The sequence below is a fragment of the Marinobacterium rhizophilum genome (assembly GCF_024397915.1).
Classification (GTDB): Bacteria; Pseudomonadota; Gammaproteobacteria; order Pseudomonadales; family Balneatricaceae; genus Marinobacterium_A; species Marinobacterium_A rhizophilum_A.
The window spans coordinates 1,944,974-1,968,477 of record NZ_CP073347.1; the positions used below are offsets into that span (position 1 = coordinate 1,944,974).

General features: G+C 59.5%; 24 protein-coding genes and 1 tRNA gene. 4 read left to right on the forward strand and 21 right to left on the reverse strand.

Annotated elements, in window-relative coordinates:
• The first annotated feature begins 36 nt into the window (after positions 1–36).
• Positions 37–1,479 (forward strand): M48 family metalloprotease, encoded by a 1,443-nt coding sequence (locus tag KDW95_RS08700; RefSeq protein WP_255855887.1) that lies wholly within the window; start codon positions 37–39, stop codon positions 1,477–1,479.
• Between the two features lie 87 nt (positions 1,480–1,566).
• On the opposite strand, the gene nadA is transcribed toward KDW95_RS08700, so the two are convergent.
• The 16 genes from nadA to KDW95_RS08780 form a co-directional block, all read right to left on the reverse strand.
• Positions 1,567–2,619, reverse strand: a complete 1,053-nt coding sequence (nadA, locus tag KDW95_RS08705; RefSeq protein ID WP_255856487.1) for a quinolinate synthase NadA — start codon at positions 2,617–2,619, stop codon at positions 1,567–1,569.
• 283 nt (positions 2,620–2,902) lie between these two features.
• Positions 2,903–2,978, reverse strand: a tRNA-Lys gene (locus tag KDW95_RS08710).
• 55 nt (positions 2,979–3,033) lie between these two features.
• Entirely contained in the window at positions 3,034–3,726 is a 693-nt protein-coding gene (queC, locus tag KDW95_RS08715; RefSeq protein WP_255855888.1) for a 7-cyano-7-deazaguanine synthase QueC, read from the reverse strand.
• 101 nt (positions 3,727–3,827) lie between these two features.
• Positions 3,828–4,619 carry a tol-pal system protein YbgF gene (gene ybgF, locus KDW95_RS08720; RefSeq protein ID WP_255855889.1) on the reverse strand — a complete coding sequence of 264 codons (792 nt, stop codon included), beginning with the start codon at positions 4,617–4,619 and terminating at the stop codon, positions 3,828–3,830.
• A 6-nt stretch (positions 4,620–4,625) separates the two neighbouring features.
• Positions 4,626–5,156 carry a peptidoglycan-associated lipoprotein Pal gene (pal, locus tag KDW95_RS08725; RefSeq protein ID WP_255855890.1) on the reverse strand — a complete coding sequence of 177 codons (531 nt, stop codon included), beginning with the start codon at positions 5,154–5,156 and terminating at the stop codon, positions 4,626–4,628.
• Positions 5,157–5,225: 69 nt separating this feature from the next.
• Complete coding sequence (gene tolB, locus KDW95_RS08730) at positions 5,226–6,527, reverse strand: Tol-Pal system beta propeller repeat protein TolB (protein ID WP_255855891.1); 1,302 nt, start codon at positions 6,525–6,527, stop codon at positions 5,226–5,228.
• 5 nt (positions 6,528–6,532) lie between these two features.
• On the reverse strand, positions 6,533–7,624 hold the full coding sequence (tolA, locus tag KDW95_RS08735) for a cell envelope integrity protein TolA (RefSeq protein WP_255855892.1): 1,092 nt from the start codon (positions 7,622–7,624) through the stop codon (positions 6,533–6,535).
• Positions 7,625–7,633: 9 nt separating this feature from the next.
• Positions 7,634–8,050 carry a protein TolR gene (gene tolR / locus KDW95_RS08740; protein ID WP_255855893.1) on the reverse strand — a complete coding sequence of 139 codons (417 nt, stop codon included), beginning with the start codon at positions 8,048–8,050 and terminating at the stop codon, positions 7,634–7,636.
• A gap of 15 nt (positions 8,051–8,065) precedes the next feature.
• Entirely contained in the window at positions 8,066–8,746 is a 681-nt protein-coding gene (gene tolQ / locus KDW95_RS08745; RefSeq protein ID WP_255855894.1) for a protein TolQ, read from the reverse strand.
• A 655-nt stretch (positions 8,747–9,401) separates the two neighbouring features.
• The gene (ruvB, locus tag KDW95_RS08750; RefSeq protein WP_255855895.1) at positions 9,402–10,415 is read right to left on the reverse strand and encodes a Holliday junction branch migration DNA helicase RuvB; all 1,014 of its coding nucleotides are present in this window, start codon (positions 10,413–10,415) and stop codon (positions 9,402–9,404) included.
• A gap of 44 nt (positions 10,416–10,459) precedes the next feature.
• Entirely contained in the window at positions 10,460–11,086 is a 627-nt protein-coding gene (gene ruvA, locus KDW95_RS08755; protein ID WP_255855896.1) for a Holliday junction branch migration protein RuvA, read from the reverse strand.
• Positions 11,083–11,763, reverse strand: coding sequence for a trimeric intracellular cation channel family protein (locus tag KDW95_RS08760; protein ID WP_255855897.1), 681 nt, complete (start codon positions 11,761–11,763; stop codon positions 11,083–11,085). The genes ruvA and KDW95_RS08760 overlap by 4 nt, the downstream gene beginning before the upstream one ends.
• Positions 11,760–12,278: a crossover junction endodeoxyribonuclease RuvC gene (gene ruvC / locus KDW95_RS08765; RefSeq protein WP_255855898.1), complete on the reverse strand. Its 519-nt coding sequence runs from the start codon at positions 12,276–12,278 to the stop codon at positions 11,760–11,762. The genes KDW95_RS08760 and ruvC overlap by 4 nt, the downstream gene beginning before the upstream one ends.
• Positions 12,279–12,457: 179 nt before the next feature.
• Complete coding sequence (locus KDW95_RS08770; protein WP_255855899.1) at positions 12,458–13,201, reverse strand: YebC/PmpR family DNA-binding transcriptional regulator; 744 nt, start codon at positions 13,199–13,201, stop codon at positions 12,458–12,460.
• 53 nt (positions 13,202–13,254) lie between these two features.
• Positions 13,255–15,018, reverse strand: coding sequence for an aspartate--tRNA ligase (gene aspS, locus KDW95_RS08775; protein ID WP_255855900.1), 1,764 nt, complete (start codon positions 15,016–15,018; stop codon positions 13,255–13,257).
• Between the two features lie 599 nt (positions 15,019–15,617).
• Positions 15,618–16,067: an HIT domain-containing protein gene (locus tag KDW95_RS08780; protein WP_255855901.1), complete on the reverse strand. Its 450-nt coding sequence runs from the start codon at positions 16,065–16,067 to the stop codon at positions 15,618–15,620.
• Between the two features lie 71 nt (positions 16,068–16,138).
• On the opposite strand from KDW95_RS08780, the gene KDW95_RS08785 reads away from it, so the two are divergent.
• Positions 16,139–17,269 carry a GNAT family N-acetyltransferase gene (locus tag KDW95_RS08785; RefSeq protein ID WP_255855902.1) on the forward strand — a complete coding sequence of 377 codons (1,131 nt, stop codon included), beginning with the start codon at positions 16,139–16,141 and terminating at the stop codon, positions 17,267–17,269.
• Between the two features lie 299 nt (positions 17,270–17,568).
• The gene (locus KDW95_RS08790) at positions 17,569–17,817 is read left to right on the forward strand and encodes a hypothetical protein (RefSeq protein WP_370646682.1); all 249 of its coding nucleotides are present in this window, start codon (positions 17,569–17,571) and stop codon (positions 17,815–17,817) included.
• A 190-nt stretch (positions 17,818–18,007) separates the two neighbouring features.
• Here the strand turns inward: KDW95_RS08790 and nhaD are convergent, their stop codons facing one another.
• From nhaD to KDW95_RS08805, 3 genes are all read right to left on the reverse strand, one after another.
• A complete protein-coding gene (gene nhaD, locus KDW95_RS08795) occupies positions 18,008–19,252 on the reverse strand; it encodes a sodium:proton antiporter NhaD (protein ID WP_255855904.1) in 1,245 nt (414 codons plus the stop codon).
• Positions 19,253–19,761: 509 nt separating this feature from the next.
• Entirely contained in the window at positions 19,762–19,947 is a 186-nt protein-coding gene (locus tag KDW95_RS08800) for a hypothetical protein (protein ID WP_255855905.1), read from the reverse strand.
• A gap of 133 nt (positions 19,948–20,080) precedes the next feature.
• Positions 20,081–20,326 carry a TIGR02647 family protein gene (locus KDW95_RS08805; RefSeq protein WP_255855906.1) on the reverse strand — a complete coding sequence of 82 codons (246 nt, stop codon included), beginning with the start codon at positions 20,324–20,326 and terminating at the stop codon, positions 20,081–20,083.
• A gap of 359 nt (positions 20,327–20,685) precedes the next feature.
• Between KDW95_RS08805 and gcvA the strand changes: the two genes are divergently transcribed.
• Positions 20,686–21,570: a transcriptional regulator GcvA gene (gene gcvA, locus KDW95_RS08810; RefSeq protein ID WP_255856488.1), complete on the forward strand. Its 885-nt coding sequence runs from the start codon at positions 20,686–20,688 to the stop codon at positions 21,568–21,570.
• Between the two features lie 4 nt (positions 21,571–21,574).
• On the opposite strand, the gene KDW95_RS08815 is transcribed toward gcvA, so the two are convergent.
• Positions 21,575–22,066, reverse strand: a complete 492-nt coding sequence (locus KDW95_RS08815; protein ID WP_255855907.1) for an META domain-containing protein — start codon at positions 22,064–22,066, stop codon at positions 21,575–21,577.
• A 108-nt stretch (positions 22,067–22,174) separates the two neighbouring features.
• Positions 22,175–23,368: an enoyl-ACP reductase FabV gene (gene fabV / locus KDW95_RS08820; protein WP_255855908.1), complete on the reverse strand. Its 1,194-nt coding sequence runs from the start codon at positions 23,366–23,368 to the stop codon at positions 22,175–22,177.
• Positions 23,369–23,504 lie beyond the last annotated feature (136 nt).

Genomic DNA, 23,504 nt, shown 5'->3' on the forward strand with positions numbered 1-23,504 from the left:
TACGATAATCCTCAGCGACCGATGATAAGGAAACCCATGCTAGCGTCCAAAATCCTGCCCCCCCTGCTGCTGGGGTTTCTGCTGTCGGCAACAGCGACAAGCCAGGCGGCTCAGAGCCTACCCACCATTGGCGACACCAGCTCATCCATTGTTTCACTGCAGCAGGAAGCTCGCCTGGGCGACACCTGGAGCCGCATGCTGCGCGGGCGCGCCAAACTGCTTGAGGACCCCATCGTCTACGGCTACCTGGAAGACCTGCTGTGGCGACTGGCAGGCAACAGCGCACTGTCGCAACCACAGCTGGATCTCATTACCGTCGACAACCCGACACTCAACGCCTTTGCCGTGCCAGGCGGCGTCATCGGGGTACACGGCGGCTTGCTGCTGTCCGCCGAAGCCGAGGACGAGCTGGCCTCGGTACTGGCCCACGAGCTGGCCCACCTCAGCCAGCGCCATTTCGCCCAGCAACTGGAACAAGAACGCCGCAACCGCCCCTTCATGATGGCCGCCGTGCTTGGCAGCATCCTGGTTGCCGCTGCGGACCCCCAGGCGGGTGCCGCCGCCCTGACTTCAACACTGGGGGCCGGCGAGCTGGCACGGCTCTCGTTCAGCCGCCAGAACGAACAGGAAGCCGATCGCCTGGGCATGGCCACCCTGGCGTCATCCGGGATAGATCCCGACGCCATGCCGCGCATGTTCGAGCGCATGCAGCGTTCGATGCGCTTTTACGGCGACCGGCCACCCGAATTCCTGCTGACTCACCCGGTCACCCAGTCTCGCATTGCCGACGCCCTGAACCGGGCCGCGCAACTGCCGACGCCCAACGCCAAACAGTCAAGTCCAGAATTTGATATTGCCCGCGCCCGCCTGCAGGTGCACTACGCCAGCAGACCCGGCGTCGTCCTCGAAGCCTTCGAGGCCGCAGCACAGCAGTCCGGCACCAGCCGTGACCACTACGGCGTCGCCATGGCAGCCAGCGCCGCGGGCGATTACACCCGGGCACTGCAGGCACTGGATAAACTCAACAATGACTGGAAGCGGCAGCTCTACGTACGCATCAGCCGGGCCGAAATTCTGCACGCCGCCGGGCGCAATACGGACGCAGAGCAGATTCTTGCCGAACTGAACCAGCTCTACCCCAATAACCTGCCGGTGCAGAAAACCTACGCACGCCTGCTGCAGGACATGGAAGAGCCCGCTCGCGCCGCCCGCCTGTACGAATCCCTGCTCATCCATCACCCCAATGATATCGACAGCCGCTTCAACCTGGCCGAAAGCTACGGGCTGAACGGGCAGATTTTACGCGTCCACGAAGCCCGCATTGAATATTTCCTGCGCACCGCAGACGTCGACAGCGCCCTGCGCCAGGTCGATTTCGCCCTCAAGGAAAAAAACCTGTCGGAGTCAGACCGCGCACGGCTGGAAACCTACAAGCAGGACGCCGAACAGTTGCGTGAAGATCTGAAAATGGAGTTTTAAGCACTAAAAACGAAAACCCCGGCGAGCGCCGGGGTCATGCAATGCCGCCCACCAGGGGGCATTGATAGCCAAAATGCAGAGGTGTCCTCAGCCTTTGAGCGCCGCCGAGAAATCCAGCATGCGCTGCAGCGGCTTGCGCGCTTCATCTATCAGCGCTGCATCCACCAGCACTTCATCACGCCCCTCTTCCAGCGCCGTCACGATATTCTCCAGGCCGTTGAGCGCCATCCAGGGACAGTGTGCACAGCTGCGACAGGTCGCGCCACTGCCTCCGGTGGGAGCCTCGATGAACACCTTGTCCGGTGCCGCCTGCTGCATCTTGTAGAAGATGCCGCGATCGGTCGCCACTATCAGCTCGCGGTTGGGCAGCTCGGCCGCCGCCTTGATCAGCTGGGAGGTGGAACCTACCGCATCTGCCAGTTCGATCACCGAAGCCGGCGATTCCGGGTGCACCAGGATGGCAGCGTCCGGGTAGACCTGCTTCAGATCCAGCAACCCCTTGGCCTTGAACTCCTCATGCACGATGCAGGCACCATCCCACATCAGCATGTCGATACCGGTCTCCTTCTGTACATAGGCTCCCAGGTGCTTGTCCGGCGCCCAGATAATTTTCTTGCCCTCATCCGCCAGGTGCTCGACCACGTCCAGCGCTATGCTGGAGGTTACAACCCAGTCGGCCCGCGCCTTTACGGCCGCAGAGGTGTTGGCATAGACCACAACCTCGTAGTCGGGATGGGCATCACAGAAGGCGGTGAACTCCGGAGCCGGGCAACCGATGTCCAGCGAACAGGTCGCCTCCAGCGTCGGCATGAGAATGCGCTTTTCCGGGCTCAGGATCTTGGCGGTTTCGCCCATGAAACGCACACCGGCAACCAGCAGGGTCTTTTCAGGCCGAACGCTGCCAAAACGTGCCATTTCCAGCGAATCGGCAACGCAGCCGCCGGTTTCTTCCGCCAACTCCTGAATGATGGGATCGGTGTAGTAGTGCGCCACCAGACAGGCATCTTTTTCTTTCAGCAATGCCTTGATACGCGCTTTATAGCGTTCAACATCCTCACGGCTCATATCGTCCGGCAGATGCTCTTTGGCTAAGTGCTCCTGCACCAGAATGCGCTCGGAGATATCCTGTTTGCTCAACATAGGCGTCATGTCAGTCTGTCAAAAATGGGGCAACAAACCCGATGTGAATTTCGAGGCGCAAGATCATACCACAGTTCTGCGCCAGCGGTCGCCGTCACTGTTTTGACCCTATAGGGTATTCATGGTGCCACGGCTGCGCAGCTACAACCCCTGACACACAGACTCAGGCAAAAAAACCGGCCAACAGTACCCATAGGGCGGAAAACGCTGGCACCGGCGTTGAAGCGGCATAAAAAAGACATAAAAAAGAGGGAGCACCCGGTGCTCCCTCTTTTTTCAAATTTGGTGGGTCGTATAGGATTCGAACCTATGACCAATTGGTTAAAAGCCAACTGCTCTACCAACTGAGCTAACGACCCGATGGGCTGCGCATTCTAAAGATTTTCAGCCTCGATGCAACCCCTTCGGGTAATTTTATGCCTGATAGTGCGTCGGATCCTCGACACCGGCATCTTCAAAGCCCCGGGCCCGCAGGCGACAGCTATCGCAAACACCACAGGCCCTGCCCTGCTCATCCGCCTGGTAGCAGGATACGGTCAGACCGTAGTCCAGACCCAGGCGCAACCCTTCAACGATGATGTCCGACTTGGTCAGGCTCATCAAGGGTGTATGGATACGGAACGGCTGACCGCTGACACCGGCCTTGGTGGCAAGGTTGGCCATGGTTTCAAAGGCAGCAACGAACTCCGGCCGGCAATCTGGATAACCGGAATAATCGACTGCATTCACACCGATAAACAGCGCCCTGGCATCCAGCACCTCGGCCCAGCCCAGCGCCAGGGAGAGAAACACCGTGTTGCGGGCCGGTACATAGGTCACCGGAATTTCGCCCTCGACCTCTTCCTCCGGAACATCGATGGAAAGATCCGTCAATGCGGAGCCCCCGAAATCCTCCAGGTGCAGTCGCACCACCTTGTGCTTGTCTGCACTTACACCCAGGGCACTGACAACAGCACGGGCGGCGTTCAGTTCGGTCTGGGAACGCTGCCCGTAGTCAAAGCTCAGCACATGACAGTCGTAACCCTGATCGAGCGCCATCGCCAGCACCGTGGCCGAATCAAGTCCACCGGACAACAGCACCACGGCTTTGGGGGAAGGTTGAGTCATCAAAACAGTTTCCGCTTTTAAAAAATGTGAACAGTATACAAATAATTAAGCCCGGCGTTACCGGGCTCAAGCTGAACACCAGGCAACCAGGCAACCAGGGCCTAGCGTTTAAAATTTTGCGCCAGTCGCGCAGCAGAGCTTTGCGGGAAGTCGTGTATCACCCGCTCGAAATAACGTGCAGACTCGGCCGCATTACCGCGCTGATGATTCAGCACACCGAGTTTGTACAAGGCATCGGGCAGCTTGGTACTGCCGGGAAAATCTTCCACCACCCGGACGAAGGCGCCCTGGGACAGCTCCAGTTTTTGCTGGGCCAGGTAGATCTCGCCGAGCCAGTAATGTGCATTCGCCAACCGGGTACTGGCTGGGTAATCCTGCACGAAACGCTCGAAGGCACTGGCGGCCTCATCGAACTTGCGCTCGCGAACCAGGGCAAAAGCAGCCTGATAGGCCTGATCGTCATTGGCAGACGCCGGCGCAGATGCGGCAGCGACAGCCCCGGGCGCTTCGGGCGCCAGAGCGCCTGCACCCGGCAACGCCGTATCAGAATTGAGTTCAGGAACCACAGGCGCTGCAGCCGCACCGGTAATCAGCGCACCCAGGCGGCGATCCAGATCCCGGTAACGCTCGAGCTGATCCTTTTGCATGCGATCAAGCTCGTATTGCTGTGACTCCACCTGGCCACGCAGGCTGCGCACTTCATCCTGCAGCTGCTGCAGCATCATCATGAGCTGAGCCTCCTGCGTGGCGAAGGCCTGACCGGCACGACCACTGGATTGGCTCTGCCCGGGGCCCGGCACGATTTCAATCACCGGCACGGGATCCGCGGCAAGAACCGCTGCTGGCGATAACGCCAGCAGCAATCCCAGAAACTTGAGTCTGAATACAGTCATGGGCACTTAGCGGCCAGCGTATTTCAGCTCAACGCGACGGTTCTGCGCCCAGGAATCCGAGCCATGACCCATCACCGCAGGCTTCTCTTCGCCGTAGCTGATCACTTCAACCTGACCTGCATTGGCGCCATTCACCATCAGGAAACGCGCAACGGCATTGCCGCGACGCTCGCCCAGGGCGATGTTGTATTCACGGGTGCCGCGCTCGTCGGCATGGCCTTCCAGGCGCACAGCGGCCTGCGGGTTGGACGCCAGGTAGCGCGCGTGTGCTTCCAGATCAGCGAAAGACTCACCACGCACCGTAGACTGGTCGAAGTCGAAGTAGAACACGGTTTGCAGGTTAGCCACTTCAGCCGGCAGTTCAGAGCCGGACAGGCCGCCCATGCCGGCCGAGCCGGAAGTCATGGCACCGCTGTCAGAACCCATGCTGCCGCCCATGTCGGCGCTGTCAGTCTGCGTACTGGTGGAGCTGCAACCTGCAACCCAAGCGAAGGTAAGGGCCAGAGCAGCAACCTTGGTAACATTCAACGCACGCATCTTTCTATTGCTCCTTGAAGCGACCACCATGGTCGCTAACGTGTAGAGTAAAGTAATGTTAGCCCGGTCCTATTGCAAGTAGGGGGACCAGGCCGGCTCCCTAACATCACCCGATGACGAGGGCATGCGAAAGCGCACCCGGCCATCGAGAGAAACTGCTGCCAGCACACCGTTGTTACCCTGCTGGGTCGCGTACAGCACAATGCTGCCGTTCGGTGCGATGGTCGGCGATTCGTCCAGCGACGTCTGGGTCAAGATATCCAGACGCCCTGTTTTAAGATCCTGTACTGCGATATTGAAGGCCGCACCGGCACCGGCACTGCGGTGCACCATGGCCAGGAATCGGCCATCCTGCGTCAGCTTGCCGCTGCTATTGTAGTTGCCCTCGAAGGTAACACGCTCGATACGCCGATCCGACAGGTACACACGGTAAATCTGCGGCTGCCCTCCCCGGTCCGAGGTAAACAGTATCGACTGGCCATCGGGCGCCCAGGTCGGCTCGGTATCGATGCCATAGTGGTGCGTCACCCGCGTCAACTGGCGGCGGGCCAGGTCCAGGGTATAAATCTCCGGATTGCCATCCTTGGACAGCGTCAGCGCCAGGCGCTGACCATCCGGCGCCCAGGCCGGCGCACCGTTCAAACCGGCGAATGACTGAATTTTTTCGCGCTTGCCACTCGCCAGGTGCTGCACGTAAATCCCCGGGCGCGAACTTTCAAAGGACACGTAGGCCAGCTTGCTGCCATCCTTGGACCAGGACGGCGACATAATCGGCTCGCGAGACTCCAGGATAGTACGCGCACGGGCACCATCGGCATCCGCCAGCTGCAGGCTGTAGCGGTGGCGCCCACCCCCCTGGTTCTGGGCGGTTACATAGGCGATACGGGTAGAAAAGGCACCGCGCAGGCCTGTGAGCTTTTCAAACACGGCATCGGCAATATAGTGCGCCATGTCGCGCATGTTGCGGGTAGAGCCACTGATCTGTTCGCCGAACACCCGGGTTTCCTTGAGCACGTCGTACAGCTCGTAGGTCACCTGCAGCTGTTCACCGCCGACCGAGGCCACGCGGCCGATCAACAGGTAGTTCTGCCCGGAAACACGCCAGTCACGGAAAAACACCTGAGCCTGCTGCTGCGGGAAACTGAGCATGTCACTGCGCTTCATGGCGCCAAAGAAACCGCTGCGATGCAGGTCGGTCGAGACGATTTCAGCAATATCTTCCGGCAGGGGCGTACCGCCGTTCCAGCCAAAAGGCACGACGGCGATCGGCGTCGGCGCGTCCACACCCTGGGTCACTTCGATCATCAGCTCGGCGCGCACACCAAACGCCAGCAGCATCAGTACGCAGCACGCCAGTAGTCTTAGCTTCATCGCTGTTACCACCTCAATCCCTCCGGTCGGAACTTGACTCTGAATTTTCTGAAATTGCGCTCAAATGTCAGCGGATCCACTTCTGCCACCCGCGCAAAGCGATCAACCTTGAACACCGCCTGCACCGCGGAATTATCAAAGCCCGAGTCACCACTGCTCAGTACCAGGTTCGCGCTGTCGACTTCACCGGAGGGGAACAGGCGTATTTCCACCACCGCCTCCATGCCATTACGAAACGCGCTCGAAACGCGCCAGTTTCGGCTCAACTCGCCGTTGATGTAGTCCGTCATCGACACCATCAGCTGCTGCGACGCCCGATCCGCCGCGATGCGCTGCTCCTGGGCCAGCTCTTTCTCAAGCTGGGCGAGCTCACGCGCCTTTTCAGCCTCTTTGCGTTGCTGCTCTTCCTGCTTGCGCCTGGCTTCGGCATCCGCCTTGGCCCTGGCAGCAACCTCTGCCTGTTTTTTCTTCTCGGCGGCGGCCCTGGCCTCTGCCTCTTTCTTCTGTGCCGCAGCCTTGGCGTCGGCCTGTTTTTTCTTCTCAGCCGCAAGTTTGGCCTGATCTTCAGCCTGCTTTTTCTTCTGGGCAGCGAGTTCGGCCTGCTCCTGGGCCTTGAGTTTAGCCTCTGCTGCCTGCTTCGCCCTGGTTTCCTGTGCCGCCTTTTCTTTCGCGGCCTTTTCCTTTGCAGCAACCTCCTGGGCTTTCTGTTCCCTGGCTTGCTGCTGCGCCTTTTCTTTGGCGAGGTCTTCCTGAGCTGTCAGCTCTTTAACCTTCTGCGCTTGCAACTGCTGCTCTTGCAGAACCTTTTCCTGTGCCGCCAGCTCCTGCTGACGCTGCTTTTCCTGCACCTGCTCAAGCTCATTCTGCTTGCGCTGCTCATCCTTTTTGCGCTGTGCCTCAATCCGCCGTGCCTGCTCGGTCTGCTTTTCCAGTGCCTGACTCATCGCCCCCAGGTCGACCATCTGCGCCTGAATATGGCGCGGCTTCAGCTCGCGCGGGTCCGCATGGTCAAACCAGTGACCGGCGAGCAGCAACAGCACGGCCAGATGCACGCCCAGAGCAAGCAGGGTCGGTACCAGATAACTGCGCTTGTCCACCGTCAACACCTACTCGGTTACCAGCCCGACACTCGGTGCGCCGGCCTGCTGCAACAACGCCATCAGGCCAATCACCTTGTCATATTCCACCCGCTTGTCGCCTTTGACCAGCAGCATTTTTTCAGGGTTCGCAGCCAGCACTTTCTGCACACGCTCACCCACATCTTCGGCCGTGACCGCAGATTGCTCGGCACTGCCAATATTGATGTAGTACTGCCCCTGTTCATCCACCGTCACGATCAGCGGTTCGCTGTCCTTGCTGTCCACCGGGTCGGCAGAGGCCTTGGGCAACTGTACATCCACACCCTGGGTCAGCATGGGGGCGGTGACCATGAAAATCACCAGCAGCACCATCATCACATCGATATAGGGTACGACGTTGATCTCGGCATTGAGCTTGCGCTTGCGCTTCTGTCGTCTAATCATTCACCAGACTCCCGGTCAATCCGCTGAGTGAATACGACGGTGCAGAATACTGGAAAACTCATCGGCAAAGGTTTCATAACGGTTCAGCAGCCCTTCGGACTTGGCCGAAAAGCGGTTGTAGGCGATAACCGCCGGAATGGCCGCAAACAGGCCAATGGCCGTCGCCACCAGCGCTTCGGAAATACCGGGGGCGACCGATGCCAGTGTCGCCTGGTGCATATTGGCCAGGCCACGGAAGGAGTTCATGATGCCCCAGACGGTACCGAACAGGCCGATATAGGGACTGGTGGAACCGACGGTGGCCAGGAACGGCAGGTGCTGATCCAGCTTTTCCTCTTCACGGGCCAGCGCCACACGCATGCTGCGCTGAATGCCCTCCATCACGGCATCGGGATCATAGTTGCGCTGCTGCGTCAGGCGGGTGAATTCCTTGATGCCCGATCGAAAAATATTCTCCGCACCATTACCCGGATCCGGCGACTGATTGACTTCGCGAAACAGGTGCCCCAGGTCTACGCCCGACCAGAAGCGCTCTTCAAAAACGGCCAGCCCCTTGCTTGCATCATTGAACACGCGCCGCCGCTGAAAAATCATGATCCATGACAGGAAGGATGCCAATAGCAAAATCAGCATCACCAGCTGTACAACCAGGCTTGCGTTGAGCACCAGACTCCAGATCGACATTTCCTCGACCACAACAAACTCCTCTCACGCGCCAGACCAGAAGTGCCGGCTTACTCGGTTGAAAGTTCGAACCACCGCGCGCCACCGGCGCACGACTGGCCACAATAGATGTCGCTTGCTCGCGGCGCCGACACCTCTTGCGCGTCGCCACAGTCGACCCTAACACAGACGCCACTGCGAACGCTGTATGATAACGCCCAGCGGAATTGGTTCACTCTCGAGCGCCGCATCATAGCGGCCACAAGCTTGCTGCAGAATGAACAAAACCGCTGCTCGACTCCCCGCCCCACGCACACAACCGCATCACCTTAACAGGCGCGCGCAGCAGAGGTGAAGAGCCGGATGAACAGACAAAACGTTTTCGCGATGGGCAGGGACCAGGGACCTGATCCTTTAGGCAGTCGAGCGAATTCTGCGCCCACAATAACAGGCGCCAAAATTTATTCAAGCAGCATTATCAGCGCCCGCGCAAAAAGATTCCCAGGCACCGGGCAGGCCCCAAAACAGTGCACAGCGGCAACGCCAATCTCCCCTATTCAGCTTCCGCAGACCTTTGGAGTTACAGATGCTTCCGCCCTGCCAATCTCGCCTCCTGACCTGCGCGCCGGGATGCATGACCCTTTGCGAAAATGAGGGCGTACGCACGATAGAACCCTGCTTGGTCCGCTTACAGGGAGCGCTCCGGCGCTTCCAGGCCAAAGTGCAGATAGGCGTGGTCGGTGACAATACGCCCTCGCGGGGTGCGCATGATATAGCCCTGCTGGATTAGGTAGGGCTCCAGCACGTCCTCTATGGTGTCGCGCTCCTCGGAGATGGCCGCCGCCAGGTTATCAACCCCCACAGGCCCGCCGCCGAACTTCTCGATCATTGCCAGCAGCAGGCGCCGATCCATGTGATCGAACCCGCGCTCGTCGACACTCAGCATGTTCAGCGCCAGATCCGCCGTGCGCTTGTCGATCTCGCCATTGCCCTTGACCTCGGCGTAATCCCGCGCCCGTCGCAACAGGCGATTGGCAATGCGTGGTGTACCCCGCGCCCTGCGCGCCACTTCCAGCGCCCCATCGGCCGCAATGCTGCCGCCGGACAGGCGCGCAGAGCGTTCGACAATATGCGCGAGATCCTCAACACCGTAAAACTCGAGCCGCTGCACAATACCAAAACGGTCCCGCAGCGGCGAGGTCAGCAGCCCTGCCCGGGTGGTGGCCCCCACCAGCGTGAAGGGCGGCAGCTCGATCTTGATGGAGCGCGCCGCCGGCCCCTCCCCGATCATGATATCCAGCTGGTAGTCCTCCATGGCCGGATAGAGGATTTCCTCGACATTCGGACTCAGGCGGTGGATTTCATCGATAAACAGGATATCGCCGGGCTCAAGACTGGTCAGCATGGCCGCCACATCACCGGCCTTCTCCAGCACCGGACCGGAAGTGGTCTTGATGGCACCACCCATTTCATTGGCAATAATATTGGCAAGCGTCGTCTTGCCAAGCCCGGGCGGGCCAAAAATCAGCGTGTGATCCAGGGACTCGCCACGCTTGCGCGCCGCCTCGATAAAGATCTCCATCTGCTCGCGTACCCGGGGCTGCCCCTCGTAGTCCGCCAGCGTTTTGGGGCGCACCGCACGGTCCAGCACATCCTCGGACGGGCTGGACTGCGGGGTAATAAAACGGTCTGCCTCGATCATCCCCGAACACCCCCAGCCACCAACGTCACAGCCTCAACCATGCCCTAACCCCCGATCATTGATTTCAGCGCCTGGCGAATCAGCGCTTCGCAAGGTGCATTTGCGTCCAGTTGCCTGGCCGCCTGACTCACCGCCTTCGTCGCCTCGGCCGGCTTGTAACCCAGCGCCACCAGTGCACTTTCCGCCTCGCCGACAGCGTCCGGTCCGGCGGGAACCAGGTCATCACCCGGACTCGATAACTGGAACTCGGCCGGCCCGGACTGCTGCAGCTCCTTGAGCTTGTCTTTCATCTCGACAATAAGCCGCTCGGCGGTTTTCTTGCCAATACCCGGCAGGCGTACCAGCGACGCCGTATCGCCCTGGTGCACGGCACGTACGAAACCATCCGCATCTATACCGGACAGAATGGTCAATGCCAGCTTGGGTCCCACGCCGTTCACCTTGATCAGGGCCCGAAACAGGCTGCGCTCGCCCCGGTCCGCGAAGCCGTACAGCAGCTGCGCATCTTCGCGCACCACGAAGTGGGTATAGAGCACCACCTGCTTGCCGCGTTCAGGCAAACGGTAAAAGGTGTTCATCGAAGCCTCGAGCTCATAACCGACGCCACCCACCTCAACCAGCAACTGCGGCGGGTGCTTTTCCAGCAACTCCCCTCTCAGACGTCCTATCACGGCTCTTTTCTCTCCAGGTTACGGGCTTCTTCGGGTGATTCCAGCTTGTGCCCCGCGACTATGAACTCGGGCAATCTCAGGCCCGCCACGATGGAGGCCATGCGGAACACGAACACGATGGTCATGGCGCTCAGCTCCAGCCAGCGCGTGGGCTCGGTCATGACATGACTGAACACCACATACACCAGCGCCCCCACCAGCGCGCAGCTGGCGTACATTTCACCGTTCCATTGCAGTATCAGTGGCACCTGGCCGGTCAGAATATCGCGAATCATGCCGCCGGCCACGCCGGTGATCACGGCCATCATGACCACCACGACATCCGGCATGCCCAGCGCCACCGCCTTCTGCGCCCCAAGAATGGCAAACAGTGACAGGCCCAGTGCATCCAGGAACAGCAGCATTCGTCGTGGATACTGGATATAGCGGGACAGCACAAAAGCCAGCACCGCACTCAGAATGGCCACCCACAGATAGAGGGTGTCACCAATCCAGAGGACCGGGTGGGCATTGAGGGTAATATCCCGCAAGGTACCGCCCCCCAGCGCCGTGACAATTCCCAGTACCACCACACCCAGAATATCCAGCCGCTTGCCCTGGGCGGCGAGCGCCCCGGTGGTGGCAAATACGGCCACACCGGCCAGGTCCGCCGCATAGACAAACTCAAGGTAGGTCATTGGCGCCAGCGTCCGTTTCGATTGGCACAGACCCCCATCGTGCGCACCATGGCGCTGCGGGTATGGGCATGACAGATTGCAATGGCCAGGGCATCGGCGGCATCGGCCTGGGGCAGGCCGGGCAGCTTCAGCAGATAGGACACCATGTGCTGTACCTGCGTTTTATCGGCCCCGCCATTGCCCACCACCGCCTGCTTGACCTTGCGGGCGGCGTACTCATAGACAGGAAGGTCGCGGTTACTGCAGGCAACGATGGCCACACCCCGCGCCTGGCCGAGCTTCAGTGCCGAATCCGGATTGCGTGCCATAAAGACCTGCTCGATCGCCATTTCCTGCGGGCAATAGGTCTCCACGATCTCGCTGACACCGGCGTAGACCTGCTGCAGGCGCTCGGGCAATTCGTCACCCTTGATGCGAATGCAACCGCTGGCCACGTACTCGTTGCGGCCATCCACATGGCTAATCACGCCATAACCGGTGATACGCGAGCCGGGGTCTATTCCAAGAATCAGCATACAGATCCGTATATCCCTAAATGAACCCGGGTCATGATACCGACTCAGGCACGATACTGCGCAAATTAAAAAGCCGGAGCCCGGGCTTCGCAAGCTCACCAGTGCATACGCCATTGGCAAAACCTGCGATCCGGACTCCGGCCCCATGTCGCGGCGGGTCAGGCGTGAAACCGCATGACTCAGTCGTCTTCCATGGCCTCATCGGGGATGTCGGCATTGTGGAATACATTCTGCGAGTCATCCAGGTCATCCAGCGCATCGATCAGCTTCATGACCTTGCGGGCGGTCTCGACATCCAGCTCCACCGTGGTGGCCGGAATCATCGCCACTTCGGCAAAATCAGACTCGAAACCGGCGTCAGCCAGCCCCTGCTTGACGGTCATGAAGTCCGCCGGCGCGGTGAACACATCCACCGACCCGTCGTCGTTACCCACCACGTCTTCGGCACCCACTTCCAGCGCCGCTTCCATGATGGCATCTTCATCGGCACCTTCACCAAAGCTGACCTGACCTTTCTTCTCGAACAGGTAGGACACCGAGCCATTGGTCCCCAGATTGCCGCCAAACTTGTTGAAGGCAGCACGTACCTGGGACACGGTACGGTTGACGTTATCGGTCATGCACTCGACCAGAATCGCCACGCCGTTAATACCGTAACCTTCGTAGGTCAGCTCGTCGTAGTTTTCACCATCCATGCCACCGGCACCGCGCGCAACCGCCTTCTCGATGGTATCGCGCTTCATGTTGGCACCCAGCGCCTTGTCGATTGCCGCACGCAGACGCGGGTTATCGTCCGGATTGGGACCGCCTTCCTTGGACGCCACGGTCAGCTCGCGAATCAGCTTGGTGAAAATCTTGCCACGCTTCGCGTCCTGGGCCGCCTTGCGGTGCTTGATATTGGCGAATTTCGAATGACCTGCCATCGGTATACCTCACTCTACGGGGCCGCTGCTCCGGCCCCGTCACTGCTTTTTTATCAGGGGGTTTTACGCAGACGAATGTTCAGCTCGTGCAACTGGGCCGCGCTCACCTCGCCCGGCGCATCCGTCAGCATGCAGGATGCGCTCTGGGTTTTCGGGAAGGCAATGACTTCACGGATCGAGTCGGAGCCGGTCATCAGCATCACCAGTCGATCCAGGCCAAAGGCCAGGCCACCGTGGGGCGGCGCACCGTATTTCAGGGCGTTGAGCAGGAAGCCGAATTTTTCCTGGGCTTCGTCATCCTCGATACCCAAAATCTTGAACACCGCTTTCTGCATGTTCTGATCGTGGATACGGATAGAACCACCACCGAGCTCCGTACCGTTGAGCACCATGTCATAGGCACGGGACAGGGCTGTTTCGGGGTTGGACGTCAGCTCGTCGGGGCTGCAGCTCGGCGCCGTGAACGGGTGATGCAGCGCGGTCAGACCACCGTTGCCGGTTTCCTCGAACATCGGGAAATCCACCACCCACAGCGGCGCCCACTCGCGCTCGATAAGGTTAAGGTCTTCCGCCACCTTGATGCGCAGCGCGCCTATGGCTTCGCTGACAATCTTGGCACTGTCAGCACCGAAGAAAACGATATCGCCGTTCTGGGCACCCAGTCGCTGCATGATCTGCAGGGAGACGTCTTCGCCGAGGAACTTGACGATCGGCGACTGCAGACCTTCAACGCCGTCTTCCAGCGCATTGACCTTGATCCAGGCCAGGCCGCGGGCACCGTAGATGCTGACAAACTTGGTGTAGTCATCAATCTGTTTGCGGGTAAGCACTGCGCCGCCCGGCACCTTCAGTGCCGCAACGCGGCCCTTGGGATCCTTGGCAGGGCCGGCGAAGACCTTGAAGTCCACGGTTTCCATCAGGTCGGCCACATCGACCAGCTCCATGGAAATACGCAGGTCCGGCTTGTCCGAACCGAAACGGCGCATGGCCTCGGCGTAGGGCATGCGGGGGAATTCGCCCAGATCCACGTTCATCAGGTTCTGGAAAACGCCGCGGATCATTTCCTCGGCCATACCCATGATTTCCTCCTCGTTCATGAACGAGGTTTCGATGTCCACCTGGGTGAATTCAGGCTGACGGTCGGCGCGCAGGTCTTCATCACGGAAGCATTTGGCGATCTGGTAGTAACGATCAAAGCCGGACACCATCAGCAGCTGCTTGAACAGCTGAGGCGACTGCGGCAGCGCGAAGAAGGAGCCTTCGTGGGTGCGACTCGGCACCAGGTAGTCACGGGCACCTTCCGGTGTGGCGCGGGTCAGAATCGGGGTTTCGATATCCAGGAAACCGCGGCCGTCCAGGTAAGTACGCAGCGCGCTGGTGACCCTGGAGCGAAAGCGCAGCTTGTTCTGAATCTCAGGGCGACGCAGGTCGATATAACGGTGGCGCAGACGCACGTCTTCGCCCACCTGCTGGTGCTCGTCCAGCTGGAACGGCGGCGTTTCCGCCTTGTTCAGTATCACCAGTTCCTTGCCCAGCACCTCGATGCCGCCGGTGGCCATATCCTTGTTGACGGTGCCATCCGGACGCGCACGCACGGTACCGCGCAGCTCGATAACGAACTCGCTGCGAACGCTGTCCGCAAGCGCAAAACTCTCTTCACGATCCGGATCGAACACGACCTGGGAAATACCTTCACGGTCACGCACGTCGAGGAAAATAACCCCGCCGTGGTCACGGCGGCGGTGGACCCAACCCATCAGCGTCACATCTTCGCCGATATGTTCTTCTCTCAGCTCGCCGCAATAATGGCTGCGCATAGTTTCCAATTCCTGTCGATTAACCATAAGGGGACGCGCCCCCGAAACCTTGTAGTGTTCTGCCTGAACCGGCCTTGGACTGCCTGCCAGACAGCCTCGAAAGCTAACCCGAACGGGCCGGTCTCGCCCGCAAACCCGTGAAACTGCGAACAGCGCGGCGCACGCACTGCCGCCAGGCGCGAAGACTGGCGCTCTGCGATAAAACGGCTTAAAGGGCACAAAGCCACCGCCCTTGCATTACAACAGGCGTCACAAAGCGGCGAATTATACCTGATTTGGAAGGCGCTTACAGACCCGCGCAGGCTAATTTTGCCCACGCAGGCGCCACCAAAAGACGTTTGCATCCGGCCGTGCTATCGGGCCAAGCCAGTACAAAACCCAGCTCACTGGACAACAGCCGCTGGATGAAACGGTCGCGACGGTGAAGCATCCAAAGTGGATGCATGGGCCATCCGGCGAGCCGGTCAAGCCAGTTAAAGCACGAAACTCGGCTCAGCGGACATCGGGCTCCGGGGGCTCAACGGTCACGGCGATTGCCGGCGGTGAAGCCCCCCCCCCCCCAAAAAAAAAGTGGATGCAGGAATCATCCGGCGAACCGATCAAACCGGCTGCGGCACGAAACTCAGCTCACCGGACATCAGGCTCTGCAGCTTGGTACGGATATCGCCTACCTGTTCATCGGTGTAACTGCGTGCCGGCAACTTGCCCCATACCGGCCCAGGCCAGGCCGGGTCTTTTTCAAAACGCACGATGTGATGCAAATGCAGCTGTGGCACCATATTGCCAAGCGACGCTACGTTCATCTTGCGCGCCGCAAAGGTATCGGCCAGGTTTTCCGCCAGAAAACAGGATTCACGCATCAACTGCACCTGATCATCAGAAGACAGGTGGTAAATTTCACTGACGCCAGCCCTGCGCGGCACCAGTACAAACCAGGGGTAGTTGGCATCGTTGATCAGCAGCAATCGGCACAGCGGAAATTCTCCCAACAGGATACAGTCCTGTGCCAGCTGCGGGTGGAGTTCGAATTCGAGTTCCAGTTCATCCATCTTGGGGCTCCTGTTCGCCACGCCAAAGCCCGATATTCTGCACCCGGGCATCCACGGAAGTATAGGTAAAAATGCTTGAGCTCAAGATTCACACCGACATCAGCACCATAGGCCAGGCCACCTGGAGCCGGCTTTGCGGGTCCGACTATCCCTTTCTGCGCTACGAATTTCTGCACGCCCTGGAACAGAGCGCCAGCGTCAGCCCGCAAACCGGCTGGCAGCCGCTACATATCGTGGCCGAGCAGCAAGGAGACGTCATTGCGGTTATGCCGCTGTACCTTAAAACCCACTCCTATGGCGAATACGTGTTCGACTGGGCCTGGGCGGATGCCTACCAGCGTCACGGGCTGGAGTATTACCCTAAGCTGGTCACTGCTATCCCGTTCACCCCCGCCACCGGCCCGCGCATCGGCAGCCAGGCACCCGCAGCAGACGTGATGCCCGCCTTTCTGGATGCCATCAGACAGCTGGCACAGCGCTTCAATGCCTCATCCTGGCATGGCCTCTTTGTCGAACCGGACCTGCGCCAGAGCCTGGAAGCATCCAACTTGACCCTGCGCCTGGGTACGCAATACCACTGGTTTAATGAAGGTTTTCACAGCTTCGACCACTTTATGGAAAAGTTCGCCTCGCGCAAGCGCAAGAACATCCGCCGCGAGCGTCAAAAGGTCGCCGAACAGCAGATCAGCCTGCGCCGTATCGAAGGAAGCGATATCAGCCCCGCGCTGCTCGACACCTTCTACGCCTTTTACCAGAACACCTATCTCAAGCGCGGGCGCAGCGGCTACCTGACGCCCGAGTTCTTCAAGCTACTGCACCAGAACATGCCGGAACAGCTGCTGCTGGTAATTGCCGAAAAAGACGGCCAGCCGGTGGCTGCCGCTCTCTCGCTCAAAAGCAGCTCAACACTCTACGGCCGCTACTGGGGCTGCCGGGATGACTACGACAGCCTTCATTTCGAGACCTGCTACTATCAGGGCATCGAATACTGTATCGAGCAGGGCCTCGAACGCTTTGACCCTGGCGCCCAGGGCGAGCACAAGATACAGCGTGGTTTCCAGCCCATCGATACCTGGTCCGGGCACTGGATCAGGCACCCGGGCTTCGCCCAGGCCATCAACAAGGCCATGGAACAGGAATGCAGCGCCATGCGCGAGCAGATCAATGAACTCAGCCGCTGGCTGCCCTTTCGCAAAGAGTGAAGGCATCGCTGTCGCGCCAAGCCGACAATAGAAACAGCCTTTGCAGCCGCAACAGACTGCCAATGCCGGCAATAGGCGGCACAGCGAAACAAGGCGCAGCAATACTTTGCAACTGCAGCATGAGCCGCAATAAAAAGGCGGTTTTAATGCGTGAATATAAATACGCCAAGAGGCGTAGCCGACACACTCAGGCTCTTCTACACTCAGGAGTGCTCTCACGGAAGGTGAAACAAAAGACGATAAACGCGATAAACCGATGGAGATATCACTGTATGTTGACGTACGAAGAATGCTTGGCAATGTGTGATTTGACGGAGGATGAAATCCAGGCGATTGCGGAACATGAACACATGGACCCCATGATCGCGATGGCCCTGGGGCAGTACCTGACATCCCACCACGGCGACCAGCGTATCAAAAGCATCATTCTTGATGATATTAAGCGCGCCGAACGGTGCGGCAATACAGCCCATGCCGAAGTTTTGCGCAAGGTGCTGCAGCACTTCCTGGCGACGCACCCGGAACACGGCAACAGCGCCGCCGCGTGACAGAAAAATTTGCCCCAAACCGCTTGATTACACTTTCAACCGGAGCAGAGACACTTCCCCCTTCTCTCTCTGCTGCGTTTCGGGCAGTAGCCGACGCCAAGGTGCCGACTACTGCCCGTACTTTTAGTCCCGTCACTGCGCCCGCGTCCTGATACGAATCACCGACAACAGCAGCCAGGCTCAGCGCCTGTCAGAGCACGCTGTTTGCAATCGCCAGCACCGCCGCATAGCCCACGCTATACGCCAGCAGCAGGCGCGGCAGAAAACGCAGATAGCTTGCAAAACTCAGCGCCTGGACCTTGCTCATCGCAATCACACCCGCCGCAGAACCGATAATCAGCAAGGACCCGCCCACACCGGTGGCATAGGTCAACCCCATCCAGTCGACCCGATCCATATCGATGCCAGACTTCAGAATCGCCGCCGTCAGGGGTACGTTATCGACCAGCGCCGACAGCAGCCCGACGACATAGTTGGCCGCATAGACCGGCATCACCTGATACAGCTGCGGCAGATGATCCAGCACCGCCAGCTCCTTGAGCATCCCCACCAGCAACAGTACGCCGAGAAAAAACAGCAGGGTGTCGAACTCAATCTCGCGAATGTACTCCAGCACACTCTGGCTCGACGGCGTGTTGCGGTTAAGAAACTGGTAGGACAGAAACATGACCGAGAGCCCAAACAGGAAACTCAGTACCGGCGGAACGCTGAAATACACGCTCATGAACAGCGTCGAACCGATAGTCATCACGAACAACAGCGCAATGACCTTGTCCCGGCCCGCAATGGGGCGTCGAAAATGCGGAATTTCCAGCTCGCCACTGGCGCCACCCAGCAGGGTCAGCAGCAGCACCAGTACACCAAGCACCGCGGCTGGAATCAGCAAAAACAGGTCACTGATGCTGACCTTGCCGGCAAGGAAGATCATCAGGGTCGTGACATCGCCGGTAATCAGCGACACCCCACCGGAGTTCACCGCAAACACCAGAAGCGCGGCAAACTTCAGCACGGTTTCCGTTTTAAGTTTCAGCGATGACAGCAGCGACAGCATGATCAGCGAGGCCGTGATATTGTCAGCCAGGGATGAGAAGGCCAGCGCCAGCAGCGCCATCATTAGCATCAGCCGGCGCTGACCGATACGCGCCGGCAGGATGCGGTACACCATCTGGGTAATCAGCCCCTGCTGGTTGAGATAGGCCACGAAGGTCATCGCTGCCATCAGAAACAGCCACAGCGTGGCGATATCCAGCAGGTTCTCGTTCAGTTGCAGCTGAGTGGTTGCGGCGTCGACGCCGGGTTCGGGAAAGATAAACGCCAGCAGCCAGACCAGGGTCCCCAGGAACAGGCTGGACTTGGCCTTGTTGATATGGACGAAGTCCTCGGCCACGATCAATACAAACGCGAGCACAATAAGGCTTAGTTGTATCCAATGCATGGAGTGGTTCACTCCTCAGGTTTGCGTTGCCCCAAGGGGGGCACGAAATTGGCAGTTCACCGGCCCTCTCAAACGGGCCGGATCACCAACCCCGGGAATGATGAACAGCCAGCCGCTTTCTGGCATGGGGCCAGAAAACCGGCATCAACTGATTACCACCGCTACAGGGCCAACTGGCAGGTACGGTCACGGGTGAGGGAGCTAGCACCTCAAAACGCGCTCAATATGCCCAATTGCGACGCCAAGGTCGAGCCTGACCGACATAAAATACGGCTCCGCGGCCACGGGCTGATGCTTTGCCCTCGCAGCGCGCCCCCAGCAACCGGGTGCCAGGCCTGCAACTTCAACGCCTTACCGCGCTGCCGAGCACAGAACTCGTCCATAAGGCCCACGACCAAAATACGCTATGGCAGGCGTCTACCAGTATCGCTTGCCCGGCCTTTTCAGTGGCCACAAACGCAACGGGCCACCCTGAGGTGGCCCGAGCTATCAGCGGCGAACAGCTGATGTTAATGAAGCGCTTCGTACTTTCTCTGAATCGCTGCGAGTTTGGGTTGAATATCCAGTGGCGCATAGCGGATTGCCTGATCAAACAGTGCCTTGTTCTCTTCAGACAGGCGCTCCTCCTCCGTCATTCCCGACAGTTTCTGCATGGCTTCAACGAATTTAGGATGGGTTTTGAGCTTGGTTTCCATAGTGGTGACTCCCATTCTAGGCAGCTTTTCTGGCCCGCACTCTTTATTGTGCCGCAGGTGCACAAAACTTCAAAGAAAATATTCACCCTCCGTGCCGTGCCCGCCAAGCGCATCGCCCTTAGCGAGACAGGATTCAGTTACAGGGCGGCGACTGCAAAATCTGCAGAACCGACTGGGCATGCTCGGCCGCTTCACGGCCCAGGTCCGTCAAGTAACCACCATCTGCCTGGGTGATCAGCCCTTTCTCAAACAGCCGGCCAGTGGCAGAAATGATCCGGGGCTCAGCATCATGGTGAACCTTGATACCTTCCTGGGTTGTCATCAGATTGAAACGATTCAGCATGTTCAGCTCTTCAATCATTTCAGGCGAATATGGCATAGGCGACTCTCACTTTAGGTTTATTATTTGAGGCTGGACTCGCGCTCAGCATAGAACGCTTTACCCCGCCCCGTACAGTAGAGGATTGCCAGGCGCAGGCATGGCGCTTTACAAGCAATTCAGGCGGCAAGCAGCAACCCATACGCCGGAGCTCAGCTGCGGGCGCAAACAGGCACTCCCTCGTCAAGAAATTAGATGACTTTTGCATCACTGGCAACCACTCCTGCAGGCTTTGCGTCACAACAGGCCATAAGGCATTAACGGTTTGCCGACGTGGCGCTATACTGGGGCTCGATACGCGCGTCCGGCGCGGCCTGACAGGGAGATATACCATTCGTCGTCTGCCACCCCTCAATGCCCTGCGCAGCTTTGAAGCCGCCGCACGCCACGGCAGCTTCAACAAAGCGGCCGATGAACTCTATGTCACACCATCCGCCGTCAGTCACCAGGTCAAAACACTGGAGGACTTTCTGGAGGTACGCCTGTTCCTGCGTGAAAAGCGCCGCGTCAGCCTCACCAGCGCTGGCGAGCGCTATCTCGCCTCGGTGCAGCAGGCACTGGATGAAATCGACAGCGCCACCCGCCGCCTGATGGCCTCACCCAACTCGGTCGCGGTCACTATCAGCGTGGCACCCGCCTTCCTGACCCGGTGGCTGGTACCCCGCATCGGGCAGTTTCAAACCGAGCACCCCGATGTCGAGCTGCGCCTGAGCTCCGCCTATGGCCCCATCGACTTCGATCACTCCGACACCGACATGGCCGTCAACTTTGGCCGTGGCGGCTGGCGCGACGTCGAAAGCACTCACCTGCTCAACGTCCGCCTGGTGCCCGTGTGCAGCCCCGCCCTGCTGACCGGCGACAAACCGCTCAACACCCCCGAGGACCTGAAGCGCCACACCCTGATCCGCGTCGCAGACAGGCCCGACGAGTGGCCACGCATACTGCGCCAGGCCGGCGTCAGCAGCACGGATATCGGTCGCGTCATGACATTTTCAAGCACCTCACTGGCCATGTCGGCGGCCATGGAAGGTGTGGGTATCGCCCTGGGCGATGAAAAACTGGTGGAGCGGGAAGTGCGCTACGGCCAGCTGGCCATACCATTCGACCTGGTACTGGACAGCGGCAATGCGTTTTATCTGATCTACCCCAAGGGCCGCGCACTGAGCTACGGCATGAAGGCCTTCCACGACTGGGTTATTGACGCCATCACCCACGATGCACCGGTTTCAGGCATTCATACCTGAAACACTAGCTCCTGGGTACAGGGGCTTCGGGTAGCGGTATCATGCGGCTGCGGCCACGCTCGCGGGCCGACTCCAGAATCAATGCATCATCCTGCAGGTAGACACGTTCGGCACCGCGCAGCACACGCAGCAACGCCTCTTCCTGATACATGAGGGCGGGAAAACAGAGCTTGCGTGTCGTTGCCAGACGCTCGACCCGCAAGCCACCATTCTCCAGTTGATAGGCACCGCTAAACTGATTGCAGCCGGCTGACCCGAACACCTGGCCCCGGTCATCGAACTGCACTGTGGGATTGATCGCCGCGGGAACCGGCTGATCAGCCACCCGCGTCACCTGCCAGCGAGTGCCGGCCAGGCTGGATATTGCAACAGACGCATCCAGTGCCGCCCCGGGGGCAGCTGCCGTGCCCTGCAAGCCACTGCAACCCGCCAGTAACGCACCCGCGGAAAACAGGGCAGCAGAGCCCCAAAATGTAGAGCTGAAAATCCGTTTCATCGTGCCAAGTCCTTTTAGATTGAGCCTGCCGGCGGCATCCCTGCCACCGCCGAGTCCTGCGTTATCTCAAGCTCGCCGCCAAGCCAGCAGGCCCGGCGCCCGTGCCTGTCAGATATCAATAACGTCGAAGGGAACCTGCGGGTCCACTTCAGCGGCGTAATCCACGCCCTCGACTCCAAAGCCGAACAACTTCAGGAACTCGGCCTTGTACGCTGCGTAATCGGTCAGGTCGAACAGGTTTTCAGTGGTGACCTGCGGCCACAGCGCGCGGCACTGGCTCTGAATATCATCACGCAACTCCCAGTCATCCAGACGCAGGCGGTTGCCTTCATCCATCTTGGCACCGGTGCCATACAGACCCGTGGTAAAGAGGCGAGCCACCTGCTCCATGCAACCTTCGTGTACGCCCTGTGCCTTCATGATGCGGAACACCATCGACAGGTACAGCGGCATGACCGGAATTGCGGAACTCGCCTGGGTCACCACCGATTTGAGCACGGCAACGTTCGCCTGACCGCCCCTGGTCGCCAGCAGGCTGTTGAGTGCCGTCGCGGCCCGGTCCAGGTCCTGCTTGGCCTTGCCCAGGGCGCCGTCCCAGTAGATCGGCCAGGTGATGTCGGTACCGATATAACTGTAGGCCACGGACTTGCAGCCCTCGGCCAGTACGCCGGCGTCGTTCAGTGCATGCAGCCAGAGTTCCCAGTCTTCACCCCCCATGACGGTGACGGTGTTGGCCACTTCTTCCTCGGTCGCAGGCTCGACTTCCGCCTCGATGATGCAGTCACGATTGGTATCGATCGCCGTTGAGCGGTACGTCTCGCCGATGGGCTTGAGCACCGACCGCACGACTTCGCCGCTATCCGGCATTTTACGGACCGGGGACGCCAGGGAGTAAACCACCAGGTCGATCTGCCCCAGGTCCTGCTGAATCAGGTCAATGACCTTTTGCTTGGCATCATGGGAAAAGGCATCGCCGTTCAGGCTTTTGGCGTAAAGCCCGGCTTCGTGTGCCTCCTGCTCGAAAGCGGCGGAGTTGTACCAACCCGCTGTACCGGGCTTGCGTTCGGTAGCCGGTTTTTCGAAGAACACGCCGATGGTGGCGGCGCCCGAACCAAAGGCCGCAGCGATCCGGGACGACAGACCGTAACCACTGGACGCGCCTATCACCAGCACGCGTTTGGGACCATTTTCTACGGTACCCTGCCGACGGGTGAATTCGATCTGCTCGCGCACGTTCTGGGCACATCCCGTGGGATGGGTGGTAGTACAGATGAAGCCGCGGATTTTCGGTTGGATGATCATGCTTTTTTCAGTCTCAGGCCATTCAATTCGATGCACAAAGTGTGCGGCAACGATACCGGAAACGCCAGCCTGAGAACAGCCCGACACCCCGTCTCGCGCATCCCGGCGGGCGCCAGCGCCCAGAAATGACCGGCCC